The 17,904-nt window shown below is 62.5% G+C and carries 13 protein-coding genes; 5 read left to right on the forward strand and 8 right to left on the reverse strand.

Annotated elements, in window-relative coordinates; all coding sequences use genetic code 11:
- Positions 1-4 precede the first annotated feature (4 nt).
- The 5 genes from CMV30_RS16420 to CMV30_RS16440 form a co-directional block, all read right to left on the reverse strand.
- Positions 5-1,195 carry an AI-2E family transporter gene (locus CMV30_RS16420; RefSeq protein WP_096057031.1) on the reverse strand — a complete coding sequence of 397 codons (1,191 nt, stop codon included), beginning with the start codon at positions 1,193-1,195 and terminating at the stop codon, positions 5-7.
- Between the two features lie 63 nt (positions 1,196-1,258).
- Positions 1,259-3,601, reverse strand: a complete 2,343-nt coding sequence (locus CMV30_RS16425) for an efflux RND transporter permease subunit (RefSeq protein ID WP_175414919.1) — start codon at positions 3,599-3,601, stop codon at positions 1,259-1,261.
- Positions 3,598-4,665, reverse strand: a complete 1,068-nt coding sequence (locus CMV30_RS16430) for a WD40/YVTN/BNR-like repeat-containing protein (protein ID WP_138223341.1) — start codon at positions 4,663-4,665, stop codon at positions 3,598-3,600. The genes CMV30_RS16425 and CMV30_RS16430 overlap by 4 nt, the downstream gene beginning before the upstream one ends.
- Before the next feature lie 86 nt (positions 4,666-4,751).
- Positions 4,752-6,125 (reverse strand): DUF1329 domain-containing protein, encoded by a 1,374-nt coding sequence (locus CMV30_RS16435; RefSeq protein ID WP_096057033.1) that lies wholly within the window; start codon positions 6,123-6,125, stop codon positions 4,752-4,754.
- A gap of 201 nt (positions 6,126-6,326) precedes the next feature.
- Positions 6,327-8,321, reverse strand: a complete 1,995-nt coding sequence (locus CMV30_RS16440; RefSeq protein ID WP_217494413.1) for a DUF1302 domain-containing protein — start codon at positions 8,319-8,321, stop codon at positions 6,327-6,329.
- A 187-nt stretch (positions 8,322-8,508) separates the two neighbouring features.
- Here CMV30_RS16440 and uvrA point away from each other — a divergent pair, with 187 nt between their 5' ends.
- Entirely contained in the window at positions 8,509-11,367 is a 2,859-nt protein-coding gene (gene uvrA, locus CMV30_RS16445) for an excinuclease ABC subunit UvrA (protein WP_096057834.1), read from the forward strand.
- A gap of 92 nt (positions 11,368-11,459) precedes the next feature.
- Here the strand turns inward: uvrA and CMV30_RS16450 are convergent, their stop codons facing one another.
- Complete coding sequence (locus tag CMV30_RS16450) at positions 11,460-12,020, reverse strand: OmpA family protein (protein WP_096057035.1); 561 nt, start codon at positions 12,018-12,020, stop codon at positions 11,460-11,462.
- Between the two features lie 87 nt (positions 12,021-12,107).
- Between CMV30_RS16450 and CMV30_RS16455 the strand changes: the two genes are divergently transcribed.
- Positions 12,108-12,956 carry a sirohydrochlorin chelatase gene (locus CMV30_RS16455; protein ID WP_217494414.1) on the forward strand — a complete coding sequence of 283 codons (849 nt, stop codon included), beginning with the start codon at positions 12,108-12,110 and terminating at the stop codon, positions 12,954-12,956.
- 149 nt (positions 12,957-13,105) lie between these two features.
- On the opposite strand, the gene CMV30_RS16460 is transcribed toward CMV30_RS16455, so the two are convergent.
- A complete protein-coding gene (locus CMV30_RS16460) occupies positions 13,106-13,753 on the reverse strand; it encodes a response regulator (RefSeq protein WP_096057036.1) in 648 nt (215 codons plus the stop codon).
- A gap of 123 nt (positions 13,754-13,876) precedes the next feature.
- Between CMV30_RS16460 and CMV30_RS16465 the strand changes: the two genes are divergently transcribed.
- Positions 13,877-14,449: a S24/S26 family peptidase gene (locus CMV30_RS16465; RefSeq protein WP_138223342.1), complete on the forward strand. Its 573-nt coding sequence runs from the start codon at positions 13,877-13,879 to the stop codon at positions 14,447-14,449.
- A gap of 429 nt (positions 14,450-14,878) precedes the next feature.
- Here CMV30_RS16465 and CMV30_RS16470 read toward each other — a convergent pair whose 3' ends face one another.
- Positions 14,879-15,913, reverse strand: coding sequence for a LacI family DNA-binding transcriptional regulator (locus CMV30_RS16470; protein WP_138223343.1), 1,035 nt, complete (start codon positions 15,911-15,913; stop codon positions 14,879-14,881).
- A 68-nt stretch (positions 15,914-15,981) separates the two neighbouring features.
- Between CMV30_RS16470 and CMV30_RS16475 the strand changes: the two genes are divergently transcribed.
- Together CMV30_RS16475 and CMV30_RS16480 are read left to right on the forward strand one after the other, a co-directional pair.
- Positions 15,982-16,965: an alpha/beta hydrolase gene (locus tag CMV30_RS16475; RefSeq protein WP_096057039.1), complete on the forward strand. Its 984-nt coding sequence runs from the start codon at positions 15,982-15,984 to the stop codon at positions 16,963-16,965.
- Entirely contained in the window at positions 16,952-17,890 is a 939-nt protein-coding gene (locus tag CMV30_RS16480; RefSeq protein ID WP_175414921.1) for an alpha/beta hydrolase, read from the forward strand. Before CMV30_RS16475 ends, CMV30_RS16480 begins: the two co-directional genes overlap by 14 nt.
- Positions 17,891-17,904 lie beyond the last annotated feature (14 nt).

Genomic DNA, 17,904 nt, shown 5'->3' on the forward strand with positions numbered 1-17,904 from the left:
CGGTTTACTTTCGCGCGACCGAGGGGGTGGCGATGGTGGCGCGGGGGATAGGGGCGAAGTATTTTTTCTTCAAGAGGAGCCAGGCAGTCACGAAGAAGGCAGTCAGGGGGATGGCGAGGACCATGCCGAGGACGCCGTCGAGCGCGGTGCCCCAGAAGAAAATGGCGACGATGATAATGACCGGGTGAAGGCCAGTGCGGTCGCCCATGATTTTGGGAGTGAGGAACCAGCCTTCGATGTTTTGAACGATGACGTAAACGACGAGCACGAGGCCGGCGAGTTGCGGGCCGCCTTCGGGCTGGAGAAATGCGAGCGGGATGGTGAGGACAAGGCCGACGATCGTGCCCAAGTAAGGAACGATATTGAGAATGCCGAGGATGAGGCCGAGCACGAGGCCGTATTGGAGGCCGATGATCGAGAAGCCTACCGAAAGGAGCGCTCCCATGATGAGGCCGATGACGAGCTGGCCGCGGAAAAATGAGACGACGATGCCGATGAATTCGCGGAGGAGGAAGACGATGTCGGTCCGGGCGTTATCAGGGAGGAAGGTCAGGTTTTCCGGCAGCTTATGGGTGGGTTCGCCGCGTGAGAGCAGGAAGAAGAATAGGTAGATGGGGATGACGATGGCGTGCGTGAAGAAGCTGAGCATGGCGAAGAAACCGCCGCCGACGGCCTTGAGCGAAGGGAGCATGGCGGCGGGGACTTTGCCGGCCTGTTCGCGGAGGCTTTCGACGATGCCGGCGATCATGGGTTGTTCGAGGAGGCGCTCGACGGTGGCGTTCCAGGCGGGGTAGTTGATCTTCGCGTACGCGACCATGCGTTCCCAGGTGGCGGGGAAGTTGGTGAAGAAGTCGAGGATCTGTCCGGCGAGCTGGGGGATGATGGCGAAACCGATGCCCGCAACGGTGAGCGTGAACACGCAGAAGAGGACGATCACCGCGGCGAGGCGGCGTCCCCGGAATTTATGTTCGAGGCGGTCAACGACGGGGCGCAGGATGAGGGCCATGATGCCGGCGACGGCGAGCGGCCAGAGGACGTTGGAGAAAAAGCCGATGAGGCGACCGAGCACGATGCCGATGAGGACGATGAGCGCGATGGAAGCGACGAGGCAGAAGAAGCTGATGGAGAATCCGAGGATGCGGCGTTGGGGCGGGCTTAGGAGGGGTTCGGAGTCGGTTTTGGCGGTGTCGGGCATGAGCGATAAAGGAGTGAGTGTGGGAGCGTGGCGTCGAGGGCGGACAGCGATTTTCGCGCGGGGTTACAGCGGAAGAATCGGGCGGCGGCGGGTGTGGTGGTGGAAGAACCAGCGGGCCATCGCGGGCAGAATGACGATGGCGGCGAGCATGTTGACCAGAAACATGAAGGTGAGGAGCAGGCCCATATCGGCTTGGAATTTGAGGTCGGAGAAGACCCACATGCCGGTGCCGATGGCGAGGGCGAGGCCGGTGAAGACGATGGAGCTGCCGGTCTGGATGAATGCGGCGAGCATGGCGTCTTCGAAGTATTCGCCGTTGCGGAGGGTGGCCTGGAGGCGGGCGAAAAGGTAGATGCCGTAATCGACGCCGATGCCGACGCCGAGGGCGATGATGGGGAGGGTCGAGGTCTTGAGGCCGATCTCGAGCCAGACCATGACGACGTAGGCGAGCCAGGAGACGAGGGCGAGCGGGGCGACGATGCAGAGGGTGGCGGCGACGGATCGGAAGGTGAGCAGGCAGAGGACGATGACGGCGCCGAAAACCCAGAGGAGGATGGGAAACTGGGCGGCGGCGACGACTTCGTTGGTGGCGGCCATGACGCCGGCGTTGCCGCTGGCGAGTTGGAAGCGGGCTTTGGGGGACGGATTGGCCTCGCGGAAAACTTTCACGGCGTCGGCGACGGCATCGAGGGTCTCGGCTTTGTGGTCGGCGAGGAAGATGAAGACGGGCATGACGGAGCCGTCGGCATTGAGGAGGCCGGTGGAGGTTTCGATGGGGGCGACGGCCTGGGCGAGGGCCTGGGGGTTGCGGGGGAGGACGCGCCATTTGAGGGAGCCCTCGTTCCAGCCGGCGTTGAGCAGGCGGGCGACGGAGGCGATGCTGACGACGGATTGGACGCCGGGGACGGAGCGGAGGCGGCCTTCGAACTGGTCGATGAGGCTGACAACCTCGTGGTCGACGCAGCCGTTGGGGACGGATTCGACGATGACGGTGAGGACGTCGACGCCGATGCTGAATTTTTTGGTGATGAGGGCGCTGTCGAGGTTGTAGCGGGAGTCCTGGCGGAGTTCGGGGACGCCGGCGTGCAGGTCGCCGATACGGACTTTTTGGGATTGGTGGAAGGCGAAGAAGGCGAGGAGGCCGCTGACGATGAGGATGACGATGGAGGGGCCGGGCTCCATGATGACGCAGAAATGTTTCCAGAACGCGTCGGTCTTTTTGCGACGGGCGGCGATTTTGGCGCGGTAGGGGGCGGGGAGTTTTTGATACGAGAGGAGGAGGGGGAGGAGGAAGAGGTTGGTGACGATGATGGCGGCGACACCGAGGGAGGCGGTGATGGCGAGCTCGCGGATGGTCTCGATCTTGATGACCAGCATGGTGAGGAAGCCGACGGTATCGGTGAGGAGGGCGACGCCGCCGGGGATGAGGAGCTGGCGGAAGGCGCTGCGGGCGGCGGTGACGCTGTCGTTGCCCTCGAAGACTTCGGTGCGGAAGGCGCGGACCATCTGGAGGCCGTGGCTGATGGCGATGGCGAAGACGAGGAAGGGGACGAGAATCGACATGGGGTCGATGCCGTAGCCGAGGATATTGAGCGCGCCCATCTGCCAGACGACCGCGACGAGCGAGGTGAGGAGTGGAGCGAGGGTGAGTTTGAGCGAGTGGGAGAAGCCCCAGACGAGCAGGCCGGTGATGAGGAATGAGGCAGCGAAGAAGACGAGGACGCCGCGGGCGCCGGCGCTGACGTCGCCCATGATGCGGGCGAAGCCGATGATGTGGACGCTGACGGAGGGGCTGGTGAATTTTTCGCGGAGGTTGGTTTCGAGGCGTTCGGCGGTGCGCAGGTAGTCGATTTTTTCGCCAGTGGCGGGGTCGATCTCCATGAGGCGCGCGCTGATGAGGGCGCCGGAGAAATCATTGGCGACGAGCTGGCCGACTTTGCCGGACTTGATGATGTTTTCGCGGACGGCGGAGAAGGCTTCGGGTGTGGGCTGGAAATTGGAGGGGATGACGGGGCCGCCGGAGAAGCCGTCTTCGACGACTTCGAGGTAGCGGACGTTGGGTGTGAAGAGGGACTGGACCTGGCCGCGATCTACGCCGGGGAGGAAAAAAACTTCGTCGGTGGCGGACTTGAGGGTGTTAAAAAACTCCGGCGTAAACATGTCGCCGTTTTTCGCCATGACGGCGATGAGCACGCGGTTGGCGCCGCCGAACTGGTCCTGGTATTGGGTGAAAACCTTGATGTAGGGATGTTCGAGCGGGAGCTGTTTGGTGAAGCTGGCATCGACGTGGGTGCGCGCGGCGCAGAGGGCCCACCAGGCGGTGAGGAGGACGAAGGCGGCGATGACGAGGCCGCGAAAACGGAAGACGAGATTTTCGACGAAGCCGGTGATGAGGTTGGTCTTCACGGCGAAAGAGGGGCCGGGGCTTCGGGGGCGGAGTTGTTATCGGGCGGTTCGAGGCGGGTGACGCCGGCTTCACCGAAGGCGAGGAGGAGGCCGTTGGGGGCTTCGAGGAGTTCGGCGACGGCGGTGGTGAGTGGGGGCTGCCAGGCGCGGAAAGTGCGGCCGGCGTCGCGGCTCACGAGGAAGGCGCGGGCCTGTCCGGAGAGGATGATGGTGCCGGATTTGAGGCGGAGGGCGTTGGAGAAAAGAGCGGGGAGGGGGCTCGCGACGCGCTGCCAGGAGGAGCCGTCGTCTTGCGAGCGGTAGATGTGCCCACGAAGTCCATACGCGAGGAGGGTGTCGGTGGAGACGGGGGTGAGCCCGTAGAAGGAGGCTTCGTGGGGCGAGGCGAGGCGCTCGGCGGGTTTGTTGAAGGCGGGCAGGCGCAGGAGGGTGCCGCGTTCGCCGGCGATGAAGAGCTCGCTGTCGTGGCCGTGGGTGATGCGGTTGAGGTGGTTGTCTTCTTCGGAGAGGTGCTGGCGGAGCCAGTTGCGGCCGCTGTCGCGCGTGGTGTAGCAGACGCCGAAAGCGCCGATGGCGATGGCGCGGGCGGTGTCGATGGCGGCGACATCGAGAAAGACGGTCTCGCGGTCTTCGGCGTGGAATTGTTCGGTCCAGGTTTCGCCGCCGTCGCGGGTGTAGAGGATGACTCCGTCGTGGCCGACGACCCAGCCTATGGTGGGGTTGGCGAAGGCGATGCCGGTGAGGGTGGCGTGGGTGGGCGAGGCGAGGGATTCCCAGGTCTCGCCGGAATCGACGGAGCGGACGATGGCACCGCGTTCGCCGACGGCGACGATGGCGTGGCCGTTGAGAGCGGCATCAAGCAGGAGTCCGCGGGCGGCGTGGGGAATCGGCGAGGCGGCGTGCGCGAGCGGGGCAAGCGCGAGACCGAGCAGAGAAACGAGGACGATGAGCTGGCGCAGAGTGAGCGGAAGGGGATTCCGGACTGAGCGCGTGGACGACTGGTGGGAGTTGCCTGCGAGGGCCCGCATGGCGCCGGAGTGTTCGGGCTGGCGGCGGGATGACAAGGCGGGAGACGTGGCGCGCCGCGTAAAGGCGTTGCCCACGCGGTTCGGGAGGGGCGCTGACGAAAGAGTATGAGAAAGAGGCTGCGTCAGCGGACGCCTTCGCGGCTGATGGCGCTAGAGGTGAAGTCGGAGAGGGCGGGCTTCACGGAGAAGTCGTACATCTTGTTTTCGTTATCGAGGCCGAAGGCGAGGTAGCGGCCGGAGACGAGGTCGGTGTGGACTTCGAGGGTGCTCCAGAAGGTGGGGACTTCGTAGTAATTGATGCAGTGGGCCTCGGAGACGTACCAGAGCTGGCCGCGGGTGTCGTATTGGTCGGCGGCGAGGATCTGCCAGCTGTCTTCGTCGATGTAGAAGGTGCGGCGCGCGTAGATGTTACTCTGTCCGGGCTTGAGCGTGGCTTCGACGACCCAGACGCGGTGAAGTTCGTAGCGGGCGAGATCTTGATTGATGTGGAGGGGCTTGAGGATGTCGGCGACTTTTACCGAGTCGCTGTGAAGTTTGTAAGCGTTGTAGGGGACGATGAGTTCTTTTTTGCCGACGAGCTTCCAATCGTAGCGGTCGGGAGCGCCGTTGAACATGTCGAGCTGGTCGTTGGTTCTCATGCCGTCGGAGTTGGTGCCGGGGGAGTCGTAGGCGACATTCGGGGCGCGGCGGACGCGGCGCTGGCCGGCGTTGTAGATCCAGGCGCGGCGGGGTTCTTTGACCTGATCGAGGGTTTCCTGGACGAGGAGGATGGAGCCGGCGAGGCGGGCGGGGGCGGTGGTGGACTGCTTGTAGTAGAGGAGGATGTTGTCGAGGGTGGCTTCGGTGACGCCGGGGTGGTTGTAGTGGAAAAGAAACTCGTCCTTAAACTGGACGAGATTGTAGCTGCCGTTGCGTTGGGGAGCGGCCTGGCCGACGTAGCGGATCGCGGCTTCGCCGCGGTAGCGCACGAGGTGGTTCCAGATGGCTTCGAGTCCGTTTTGGGGGACGGGGAAGGGCGTGCCGATGAAAGCGCCCTGAAGACCGTTGCCGGTGTCGGTGAGGCGTGCGGTGCCGGCAGTGCTCTTGGTGGCGTCGTAAAAGGACTGGGGGTAGGAGGCGCTGCGGCGGGACGGGTAGAGGACAATCTTGTAGGTGGGGTAGGCTTTGAGGAGCGCGGCGTGGCCGGGGGTGAGGCGGCTCTCGTATTCGGAGAGGTTGGACGCGGTGATGGTGACGAGCGGCTGGTCGGCGGCGAAGGGATCGGGGTGATGATCGCCGACCTTGTAGCCAGCGGGAGGGGTGGTGATGCCGCCGTCCCACGCGGGGATGGTGCCGGCGGAGTTGGCGGCACGCTCGGCGCCGAGGGGGGTGAGTTCGTTGCCGAGGCGGGCGAGATCGGCGTCGGAGATGGCGGCTAGGGCGGTGAGCGCGAACAGGGGGAGGACGGAGGCAAGAGCCAGGTTACGAATGCGGGAGAGCGATGAGTGGTTCATCATGGCGGAAGGAGTGACGTGAGTTTTTTTCGGAAGATTACACAGAGAGCACGGAGGTGGCACAGAGGGTTGAGAGGCCAATAAGCGGGTGATGTCTGTGTGGCGGTCGAGGCTGAGGTGAGGAGACGGGGAGCCGGGATTTCAGTCGGAGTGCGACGGCACTCGTCTGATTTTGAATCGAGAGGTGCCGACGGGAATGTGGACTTAGAACGAGTATTTGACCGTGGTGGAGGCGTAGTCGCGGTCGGCGAGGAGATTGTAGCGGCCGCCGCCGAAGAAGTTGACGTAGCGGAACTCCAACGACCAGGCGTTCTGCCAGGTGAACTCGGCGGCGACGTTGAGGGACTTGCGGTCCTCGATGAAGTTGCCGAGCGGAAGCGGGGTGTTGCCGCGGACGTCGTGGGTGAAGGCGACGGAGGGGGCGAGGTTCACGCCGGAGAAGAGGTTGTTGTAATCGAGACGAGCAAGGAGCTGGTAGCCCCAGGAAAGACCGTCGGGGAAGGCGGCGGTGGGCGTGGCGGGGACGGTGCTGAAGCCGGCGCTGTTCATCATAGCTTGGGAGCCGCCGGTGAAGGTGCCGGCGCCGTCGAAGCGAAGGGTGTTCTGGCTGGGGAGATCGGGGACGTAGATGGCGCCGACCTCGCCGAGGACGGTGAGCTGGTTGGCGCGGAGCATGGGGCCGAAGACCTTGGTCATGGTGGATTGGACGGACCAGACGTCTTCGCGTTTGAAGCCGGGGACGTAGGCGCGGTACTGGCCGCGGTAGTTGCCGAGCTGGTTGCTGGCGCCGAAGTTCGTGCCGCCGGTGGTGTCGAGGGCGGAGAGCGTGGCGAAGAGGAGTTCGACGTCGTCGACCTGGAGCGGGACGCCATGCTTGTAGGAGACTTCGCCCTGCCAGGCGATGCCGAGGGAATCGAGACTGGTGTTGAAGCTGAGGCCGAGCATCCGGATGTTTTCGGGGTACTCGATGAAGTAGCGGCCCGTGGCGGCGGCGGTGAGAAGCGCGATCTGACGGGCACCGGCGATGGCGGCCTGACTTTGCGGGGCGTTGAGTGTGGAGATCTGGCCGGAGGTGAGAGCGCCGGGATTGGTTTGAGCGAGGACGATGATCTGGAAAAGTCCGGCGGCTTGGGCGGCGGCGGTGGTGGAGTCGAGGCCGGCGCGCATGAAGACGGCGGTGAGCGGGCCGGTGAGGTTGGTGTTGATGGAGCCGGTGGGTGTGACCGCGCTGATGACGGGGAGGCGGCTGTGGTAGTTGGCGAAGAAGAGACCGAACTCGGTGTCGGCTAGGGCGGGGACGGAGAGTTTCAGATTGGCGCCGTACTGGGTGTAGTTGTTGCCCTCGTGATCGAGGTCGCGGGGGATGCCGCCGAGCGGTTGCTGGTCGGAGAGGGCACCGAAGGCGAGGTAGACGTTGCGGCCGCCGCGGGTGGCGAAGTCATTGGAACTAAAATACGTGCCGGCAGGGTCGATCTCGGTGCGGCGGAATTCGAGGAGCCAGAAGGCTTCGAGGGAGATCGTGTCGGTGAGGCCGACGGCGGCCTTGAGCATGTTGACCGGGAGCAATGCCTCGCGGAGTTCAGAGCCGGGGACGCGAAGGCGGGAGACATCGACGGGGTTAATGACGTTGATGCCGTTTGGAATGAAGGTGCTCTCGCCGAGGCTTAGCACCTGGCGGCCGAAACGGAGATCGAGGGAGCGGCCGGCGATCTCGAATTGGCCGCGCACATACATGTCGAGCCATTGGGCGTCGGAGCCGACGCGGTCGAGGGCGTCGTCGGAAAGCGGGGTGCGGGCGCGGTCGGCGTCTTTGTTTTCGACGTCGTAGAAATAAGTACCGCGGACGAAGGCGCCGAAGTTGTTGTAGCGAAGTTCGAGATCGTGAGTGCCTTTGAAGACCTGGGAGGCCCAGCCCTTGGGGTAGTTGAGATTGCCGTCGTCGGCGTTGACGGAGTTTTGCTGGCCGCCGTTGGCGAGGCCGTAGAACTCGGGGTTGGGGGCCTGGAGCCGGTAGATGCCGCCGGCGGACAAGGTGCTGTCGAAGCTGCCGGTGAGGCCGTGCCAGTCGAAGGAGACGGCGAAGGCGGCGGAAGCGGAAAACGCGGCGAGGGCGAGGCTGGTGGCGATGCGGGCGGTGGGGCGGAGGCTGAGAGCGGGACAGGCGGTGGCGGGAGTTCGCATGGGAAGTTTCGCGGACATGGATGAAAACTGTCGCGGGAGATCTGGGGTGTCGCCGCTGAAGGAGCGGCGGACATGCGGGGTGGTGCGGGTTAGCAAAGAGAGGGATGGAGGCCGTTCAAGGAAGAAGCTTTGGCGGGTGGGTGTGAAAACTGTTGGTCGGGTTTTGACGCGCGGCGCGAAATGACGAACGTGCGCGTTTATCTTCATGCAGGCTGCGACACACATTCACGTTAAAGGAGCCCGGGAACATAACCTCAAAAATCTCGAGGTGCGTCTGCCGCGCGGGAAGCTGGTGGTGCTCACGGGGCCGAGCGGGTCGGGGAAGTCGTCGCTGGCTTTCGACACGATTTACGCGGAGGGCTACCGCAAATACATGGAGTCGCTCAGCACGCAGGCGAGACAGGTGCTGGAGCAGCTGAAGCGGCCGGATGTGGATTTTATTCATGGGCTGTCGCCGGTGCTGGCGATCGAGCAGCGGACGGGAAACGGTTCGCCGAGGAGCACGATCGCGACGGTGACGGAGATCGCGGATTATGCGCGGTTGCTGTGGGCGCTTCATGGGGAGCAACGGTGTCCGAAAGACGGCGGGCGGGTGACGCAGCGGTCGCTGGACGATAATGTGGCGCGCGTGTTTGCCGAAGTGCCGGGGGAACGTGTGCTGTTACTGGCGCCGCTGATGAACGCGAAGCCGAGTGTGTTGAGGGAAGAACTGCCGAGGTTGCGGCAGCGCGGGTTTCAGCGCGTGCGGCTGGATGGAGAGATCAAGAGTCTCGACGATCCGAAGCTGGTGCCAAGCGGCGCAAAGGAGATTACGGTGGATCTGGTGGTGGATCGGTTGGTGGCGAATGCGGATCAGCGTAGCCGGATGGCGGATTCGCTGGAACTGGCGTTTCGCGAAGGACGCGATCGGGCAGTCGTGCTGGCGCAGAAAACGGCGGATGCGCCGTGGCGGGAAATCACGCTCAGCCAGTCGCTGGCGTGCGAGATTTGCGGCGACGTTTTCGAGAAGCTCACGCCGAGGCATTTTTCATTTAACCACAATGAAGGCGCGTGCGGCACATGTGGCGGGCTGGGGCGGAAGCTGCGGTTTGTACCGGAGCTGGTGGTGCCGGATCCAGAGAAGTCAGTGCGCGAAGGCGCGCTCAAGCCGTGGCGTATCGGCGGGAAAAATCTGATCATAAAACACAACGCGATCCTCAAGCAGCTCGCGGAGCAGCTGCCGTTTGACGCGGAGAAGCCGTGGAAGGATCTACCGGAGAAAACGCGGGAGATTTTGCTGCGCGGAGCGGGAGAGCGGTTGTTTGCGTTTAAGCTGAAGAGGATGCGGGAGCCGAAGGCCATGGTGTTTGCCGGGGTGATTCCGATGCTGGAAGAGAGCTGGCGCGAGACGGACAGCGAAGGGTTTCAGGCACGGCTGACGACGTACATGGTCGCGGGGGAGTGCCCGGAATGTCACGGCTCACGGCTCAACGCGCGGAGCAGTGCGGTAAGCGTGGGCGGGAAAGCGCTGCCGGAGTTTTTTGCGTTGGGCGTGAACGAGGCGGCGGAGTTTGGGCGGGAGTTGGTGGCGAAACTGGCAGGGAATGAGGCGCTGAACGAGATCGTGACGGGCGTGGAGCAGCGGTTGCACTTCCTGCTGCAGACGGGGCTGGGTTATCTGACGTTGGATCGCGACTACGACACGCTATCGGGTGGCGAAGCGCAGCGCGTGCGGCTGGCGACACAGTTGGGGATGGGGCTGATGGGCGTGATTTATGTGCTGGATGAGCCGAGCATCGGATTGCATCCCGCGGATAACGACCGGCTGCTCAAGCAACTCATCGAATTGCGCGATCGCGGGAACACGGTGCTGGTGGTCGAGCACGACGAAGAGACGATGCGGATCGCGGACGAGATCATCGAACTCGGGCCGGAGGCGGGAGCGGAGGGCGGGCGTATTCTGTTTCAGGGCACGCCGGCGGAGTGCATGGCGCAGCCGTACAAGGTTTCACGGACGGGCGCTTATCTGGCGCGGAAGATGTCGGTCTCGAAAGATGCGAAGACGAAGATCGCGGATGGGACGTGGCTGACGGTGCGGGCGGCGCGGGAGCATAATTTGCGGGACGTGGATGCGCGTTTTCCCGTGGGTTTGCTGACGTGTGTCACGGGCGTTTCAGGCTCGGGGAAAAGCACGCTGGTGAATGACGTTCTCGCTGCGGCGGCGGCACGGAAGCTGAATGGCGCGAAGTCGATTCCGGGGAAACACCGGCATATCGAGAATCTGGATTTCTTCGAGAAGCTGGTGCAGGTGGACCAGGAGCCGATCGGGCGGAGTCCGCGGTCGAATCCGGCGACGTACACGAAGCTGCTGGATTTGTTACGCGATCTCTTTGAGCAGGTGCCGCTGGCGAAAGTGCGCGGGTATAAGGCGAGCCGGTTTTCGTTTAACGTGCGCGGTGGACGCTGCGAGCGGTGTCAGGGCGATGGCGTGATCAAACTGGATATGCAGTTCATGGCGGATGCGTATGCGCCGTGCCCGAGTTGTGGCGGAAAGCGGTTTAATCGTGAGACGCTTGAAGTGATGTTTCACGGCAAGAGCATCGCGGATGTGCTGGAAATGTCGGTACGCGAGGCGATGGGGCTTTTCCGGAATATCCCGCGGATCATGGACAAGCTGGAGACGTTGAATGCGGTCGGACTCGGGTATCTCACACTCGGGCAGTCGGCGACGACGCTCTCGGGTGGTGAGGCGCAGCGCATCAAGCTATCGCTTGAGCTGAGCAAGCGTCAGCAAGGGCACACGCTCTATATTTTGGACGAGCCGACGACGGGGCTGCACTGGGCGGACATCCAGAACTTGATGGATCTGCTCTTCAAACTGCGCGACGCGGGGAATACGGTCATCGTGATCGAGCACAATCTGGACGTGATCAATCTGGCGGACTGGATCATCGATCTCGGGCCGGGGGGCGGAAGCGCGGGTGGAGAAATTGTTTTTGCAGGGACGCGCGATGAGATAGAGAAGGCGGAGCGTTCGCTGACGGGCGTGGCGTTGAAGCGGTGGAGCGAAGCGGCGAGGAAGTAGGCCGCGATAAACGCGCGCGAAGAGAAATATAGAAAACAAAAAGCCCCGGATTGCTCCGGGGCTTTTTAAGTTTTGAGAAGTGCGCGAGGGGCTTACTTCGTGATGAAGATGATGTCGGCGCGGCGGTCGTTCGCCATGTCGGCGTCGGAAGCGTTTTCTTTGGCGTCGATGTCGCCTTTGGAGATGACTTCGATGCGAGCGGCGGGAATACCGAGGGTCTCGAGGTACTTCTTGGCGGAGGCAGCGCGGCGGTCACCGAGGCCGAGGTTGTACTCGGCGGTGCCACGCCAGTCGCAGTGGCCTTCGAAAAGGACGCGGTGGGTGGGGTTGGCGTCGAGGTGGGCCTTGGCCTTTTGAATCTTAGCGCGTTCGCTTTCTTTGATGCCGGCGCGGTCGAGGTCGAAGAAAACGGGTTCGGAACCGCGGAGGAGGTCGCCGTCAACGAGAAGGCCGTCGGTGCGGGCAGTGAGGTCGGTGCCTGGCTCCAGGAGACCTTGGCCGAAGTCGCCACCAACGCCACCGCCAAGACCACCACCTTGTTGACCGAGGACGGTCGAATTCGGATCAGGCCGGGAAGGTTTTTTAACGCAGCCGGTGAGGGCGACGACGGCACTGAGAAGAGCGAGGGAAAGAGACTTCGAGAAGAGGTTCATGAGATGGTGGAAAGTCAGCAGTGGTTGACCTTATTGAGTAACGGAATTGCGTCGGCAAGTCATTTATCCCCTGTGCGCCACTGACTCGTGAAATCCCCGTATCTGCCGACGTGTTTTCTGTTCGATAATGGTTCGCTGCGCCCGGCATCGACACTGAATTTGCGTGCGGTGGCGAAGGCATTGGAAGGCGAGATCGGGGCGACGGTGAAGGCGGTGTCGTTGCTGCATTCGAGCGGCGTGGATGCGGGCGAATTGGGCGGAGAGCGGGCGCAGTTGTTGGAGCCAGCGCTGAGCGAGTGGCTAGCGGAGGGGGCCAAGGGGCCGGCGGTGTTGCTGCCTTTCTTTTTTGGGCCGAGCGCAGCGCTGACGGTTTACGTACCGGAGCGAGTCGCGGCGCTGCGTGCGAAGTTTCCGGATGCGCGGCTGGAGCAGGCGGGCTGGCTGGTGGATGTCGGCTTGGAAGATGGCCGGGTGGCGGGGGCTTTGGCGGCCGCTGTGCGGGCGACGATCCGGCGGGAGAATTTGACGAGCGCCAAAGTCGTGGTGGTCGATCACGGGAGTCCGTTGCGCGGTGTGGCGCAGGTGAGGGATCATCTCGCGTGTCAGGTGGCGGGCTTGCTAGGTGCTGAAGTCGCGGAGGTGAGCATGGCCTCGATGGAGAGTCGCGAGGGGGCGGAGTATGCGTTTAACCGGCCGTTGCTCGCGGAGCGGCTGAGGGCGGCGCCGTTCGATGCGGGGGACGTGGTGCTGGCGTTGCAGTTTTTATCGCCGGGGCGTCATGCAGGCGCTGGCGGAGACATCGCGGAGATTTGCGAGGCGGCGAAGGCGGAGCGGCCAGGGTTGCGTACTTGGATGACGGAGACGATCGGCGCGGATGCGCGGGTGATCGGCGTGCTGGCGGAGCGTTATCGGGAGGCGGCTGGGCGGGTGGGGTGATTAGGTAAGTAGAGGAGGCGAGAGTGATGCGACGTGGTCGCGGATTGCGATGGGTGGCGGACGACACGGAGGTCGTCCCTCTATTCGGAGAAATAAAAAAGCCGCACGGGTGGTGCGGCTTGGTGGGACGAGGAAAGTGAGAGGATGGATCAGGCGAGCTTGCGGGGCTCGATGAGACCGACTTCGAGGGCGTAGCGGGTGAGGCTGGCGACGTCGTGGAGGTTGAGCTTGCGCATCAAATTGGTGCGGTGGTTGTCCACGGTCTTCACGCTGATGCCGAGCTTGGAGGCGATTTCCTTGGTACTGTGGCTCTCGGCGACGAGCTGGAGGATTTCGCGTTCGCGGTCGGTTAGGAAGTCGGCGGTCGAGCTGGAAGCGGGATTGGCGACGACGTTGCGGAGCAGTGCGGCGACGGCGGGGCCGAAATAGGTGCCGCCACCGGCGACGGTTTCGAGGCCCTTCTTAAATTCGATGAGGCCGGCAGTCTTTTCGACGAAGCCGTGGGCGCCGGCTTCGAGCATTTCGCGGACGAGGACCGGGTTTTCGTGTCCTGAGAAAACGAGTACGCGGACGTTTTTGAGCTGTTTGCCGATGCGGCGGAGGAGATCGACACCGTTGAGGCCGGGGAGCTTGGCATCGAGGACGAGGAGGTCGGGCTTCACGTCCAGACAGAGGTTGTAGGCGCTCTGGCCGTCGCCGCTTTCGCCGACCAGCTGGTAGTTGGGGTCGCTGCGCAGGATCTCGACGAGCATTTCGCGGATGGCAGTCTGGTCTTCGATGATAACGAGTCGTTTCATAGGCACTATTACTTATCCCTGTTCGGCGACAACGGGCGTACACTGAACGCAAAACGCATAGTCGTCCGTTAGTTAAAGGTCATTTACATGGATTTTACGGGGCAAATTTCAGAGCGGGTGTGGATGGCCGATTTATGCGAGATGATGCCCATGAAGTTGTTGTCGTTTGCGCGGCCGGTTTTTCAGCGGTTAAGCCGGCAGGGCGTGAAGGTGATGTGCGAGTGGTTGGTGGCATTTGGGCTGATGGGGTTGTTACTGGTGGATGGGCGGGCGGAGGCTCCGGCTTCGCATGGGAAGACGCCGCCGACTGCGCCGAGTGCGAATGCAAGCAAGCTCCAGGCATGGAAGGATGCGGAGGCGATCGCGGCGCTGGCTCCGGGGCGTTCCGAGGTGATCGGGGCGGGGGACTCGATGAAGCCGGTTTACGGGGAGAACACGATTTTGGTGCTCAGCAAGATTAGCTACGACGAGCTGAAGCCGGGCATGAATGTGGTCTATACCAACCGGCGGGCGAAGTTGGTGGTTCACCAGACGCTGGCGCGGGAGACGAAGGGCTGGCGGGTGCAGGGGATCAATAACGAGCGCGAAGATCCGGAGCGGGTGACTCGGGACAATCTGGTGGGGGTGGTCTATGCGTCGCTGTCGTACAGCGATGGCAGCGAAAAAAGTGCGGGTGACACGTCGAAGCCTAAGTAGGCGGAAGCGGATGGGCTAGCGGGGGCTGAGCAGGGAGCGATGCGGAGAGAGAAAGGGACTTTGCCCCTGTTATCTCGTTTTCCCGGCTGTCGATTGAACCATGATCTGCCGCCTTCTGGAACGACAAGTTGTCCGCCGGTTCGATGGAAGCCGAATATCAGGTTTTCCCCCTTGGATTCAAAAGATGTCCGAAACCAAGTGAATGGAATCGTAAGACGTCCAGAATCGGGGCTTTGAATATGCTTAATCCGCTGCGTTGAACACTAGGTTGCTGAGGCCACCCAGCGCTCAGTTAACGCCTGATGCGCCTCAGAATTGCTCGATGATCCGCCTTCTTTTTCCGGGACGGTTTCCATATCGGTATTACGCGATACTCGCGAGGCTATGACTGGCGTGTGCGATCATTTTTCGGATGCGGTGAATTGGGTGCTATTTTTTTGCGATGCGCCGCTCCGATGAAGTGATATTGCGCACGGATTCACCCAGGCGCCAGGAACCCAGAATGAGATTAGTCGCCGGATGTTCGGGCAGACCGCGTTTATTGGTGTGCAGCTGGGAGACGAGTTGATCCACGCCGGCGGCTCCGATGGCTTCGAAATGTTGGTAGATGCCGGATTGGCCGGCTTTGAGCACACAAACTGAAGCGAAGCCGACCTTGTTGGGAACGCTGACGCCCTCTTCGCGAAGCCAGCTTACAACGTCATCCAGCACGCTAACGATCACGTCTGGTTTCTGACGGCGGTACCATGGAAGAAAGACATCTTTGTTCCATTCGGCCGGCAGCAGCGGCGGAACAGGGTCGTTTCCCTGCAGTTGTTGATGGGCGAGATAGGCGGCGAGAATCATGTTGCTGGTGCGCTCGTCCTGCCGGTGCTCCATGGCCAGGCCGATGCGCTTGTAGCCCAGTTGCGTCAGTTCTGACATCAAGAGCCGCATGGAGCCGTATTGGTCGTGGCATACGCGATCCACCAGCGGGGAGCGCAGGCCGTAGCCGATCGCGACGGAGGCGACGTTCTGCCAATCGAGGTCGAGCGCGCTATGCGCTTTGGCGAGATCGGCGATCACGACGCCCATGATATTGCGCGCGGCCAGAATGCGGCTGAGGCGGCGTTCGGTGCGGCCTTGCTGCATCAATTGAAAGCGATCAACGCGGTAGCCGAGTTCTTTGGCGCGCGCGTCCATTCCGGCCAGAATGCGTTGATTCACGAGGCTGGAGGCGGGCTGGGCAGAAGGCGCCCAATTCGTGAGGTAGCCGAGCACCGTCGTGGTTTTGCTTTCGCGCGCGGTACGTACGTAGGTCGAGTGCGCCGCGACGAGCGGATTCATCCGATAGCCGAGTTTTTGGGCGGCCTGTTTTACGCGAGTGCGCGTGGCTTCCGGGATGCGAGGGTCGTCGCGTAACGCCAGCGAGACGGTGGCTTTGGACAGGGCGCAGGCGTCGCCGATGTGCTTGAGGGTAATCACAGGGTTAACAGGTTCAGTCAGGTGCGCCTTGGATAGTGTCCGGTCAAATTCAATCTCCTGTTTTTCCCTTGAAAAATCACCCGTACAAAGCGGCTGGCTTTGCCGCGCCCAAACTCCTGTTTTTCATCACGGTTTGCTCCGTTTTTAACGTCGGTGGCGGGCGTCTGTCCGCTCAAGTTCCTCAACCCGCGACGGCCGCTTCGGACGCTCCATCCGTGCGTCAGATTCGTGATCTGGTCTACCAGCCCGCAAGCGATGGGGACATGAAGCTGGACTTGTATTTACCTGCTGGTGACACGAAAGGGCCGGTGCCGCTGGTGATCTGGTTGCATGGGGGCGGATGGAGAGAGGGCGGACGGGGTTTTTGCCCGATCTCACCATTTGCGCGCGAAGGCTACGCGGTCGCTAGTGTGAGCTATCGCTTCACCAACCGCGCGACGTTTCCGGCGCAGATCGAAGACTGCAAAGCCGCGGTGCGGTGGTTGCGGGCGCATGCGAACGAGTATGGTTACGATCCGCAGCGCATCGGGGTTTGCGGTGAATCGGCAGGTGCAACGCTTGCCGCGTTGCTCGGCACGGCGCCGGTGATTGCGGAGTGGGGTGATGGTGAAGGTGCGACGTCAAGCGCGGTGCGCGCGGTCGTCGCGCTGTGCCCGCCGACCGATTTCACGCTCGACGATCCAGAGCAGGACGATGTGCCCGGGCTGCTCAAAAGCGCCGACCCCAAACAAGTGGCGTTTGGAAAAATGATCCGTTCACGCCGCACGGTGCTCGAAGCGGCGCTTGGCGGACCTCTTGCCGAACGGCGCGAACTCGCACGCATAATGAGTCCGCGGGCCCACGTCACGAGCGACGATCCGTCGTTTCTTTTAGTGCATGGTGACAACGACCGGCTGGTGCCGCTGTCGCAGAGTGTGCTGCTGATGGAATCGTTGCAGCGCGCCAATGTGGGTGTGGAGCTCGTCGTTGTGGCTGGCGCGGGACACGGTTTTGGGCGTCCGAAGCCTGAACTCATGGCCAGGATCAAAAAGTTTTTCGATGAACGGCTGTAACCGGTGGAGAGCCACAGGCCTCGCGCTTGCGATGCTGGCGCTGACTCTCGTCGCACGAGCGCAGGAGCTGGCGGAAAAACAGCTCATTCGCGGACTCGTTTATGCGCGTGTGGATGAACTGGAGCTTAAGCTCGATCTGCATCTACCCGTGAAGCGGGACGGCCCGCCGCTTCCTGTGGTGCTTTGGTTTCATGCCGGCGGGATGATGGAAGGCGGGCGCGGATTTTGTCCCATAGCGAATCTGGCGAAGGAGGGTTTCGCAGTGGCGAGCGTGAGTTACCGCTTGAGCGGGCAGGCCAAGTTTCCCGCGCAAATCGAAGACAGCAAAGCGGCGGTGCGCTGGCTGCGAGCCCATGCGGAGGAATACCATTTCGACGCCGCACATATCGGAGCGTGCGGAGAGTCGGCGGGTGGCATGCTGGCGTCACTTCTCGGAGTGACCGGCGATATGCCGCACCTGGAGGGGAGCGTGGGCGGAAACCTGGAATTTTCGAGCCGGGTTCAGGCGGTGGTTGGTTTGTGCGTGCCGACGGATCTTACGGAGATGCTGACTAAGCGAAGCGAGCGGAGTTTTTGGGCGAAGCTTTTCACGACGGGAAATTTCAAGGAGGCGAAGTTCACCTTCGCACGGGCTTATGTGATGAAGAAGTTATTCGGAGGGCCGTTGCCCGAACATGCGGACTTGGTGCGGATGGCGAGTGCGGTCACGCATGTCTCGACGGACGATCCTCCGTTTCTGCTTTTTCACGGGCGAAAAGATCCGCTGGTGCCGCTCGTGCAAGGACAAGGTTTGCAGCGTGCGCTCAGTCAAGCGGGTGTGGAGTCGCGGTTGATCGTGGTTGAAACTTCGGTACACGGATTCGGGCGTTTTCCGCCTGAGATGATGGCGGAGACGCGGGCGTTTTTTAATCGGCATCTCCGGTAAGGCCCTGAGCGGTC

This window comes from Nibricoccus aquaticus (assembly GCF_002310495.1).
GTDB classification, from domain to species: Bacteria; Verrucomicrobiota; Verrucomicrobiia; order Opitutales; family Opitutaceae; genus Nibricoccus; species Nibricoccus aquaticus.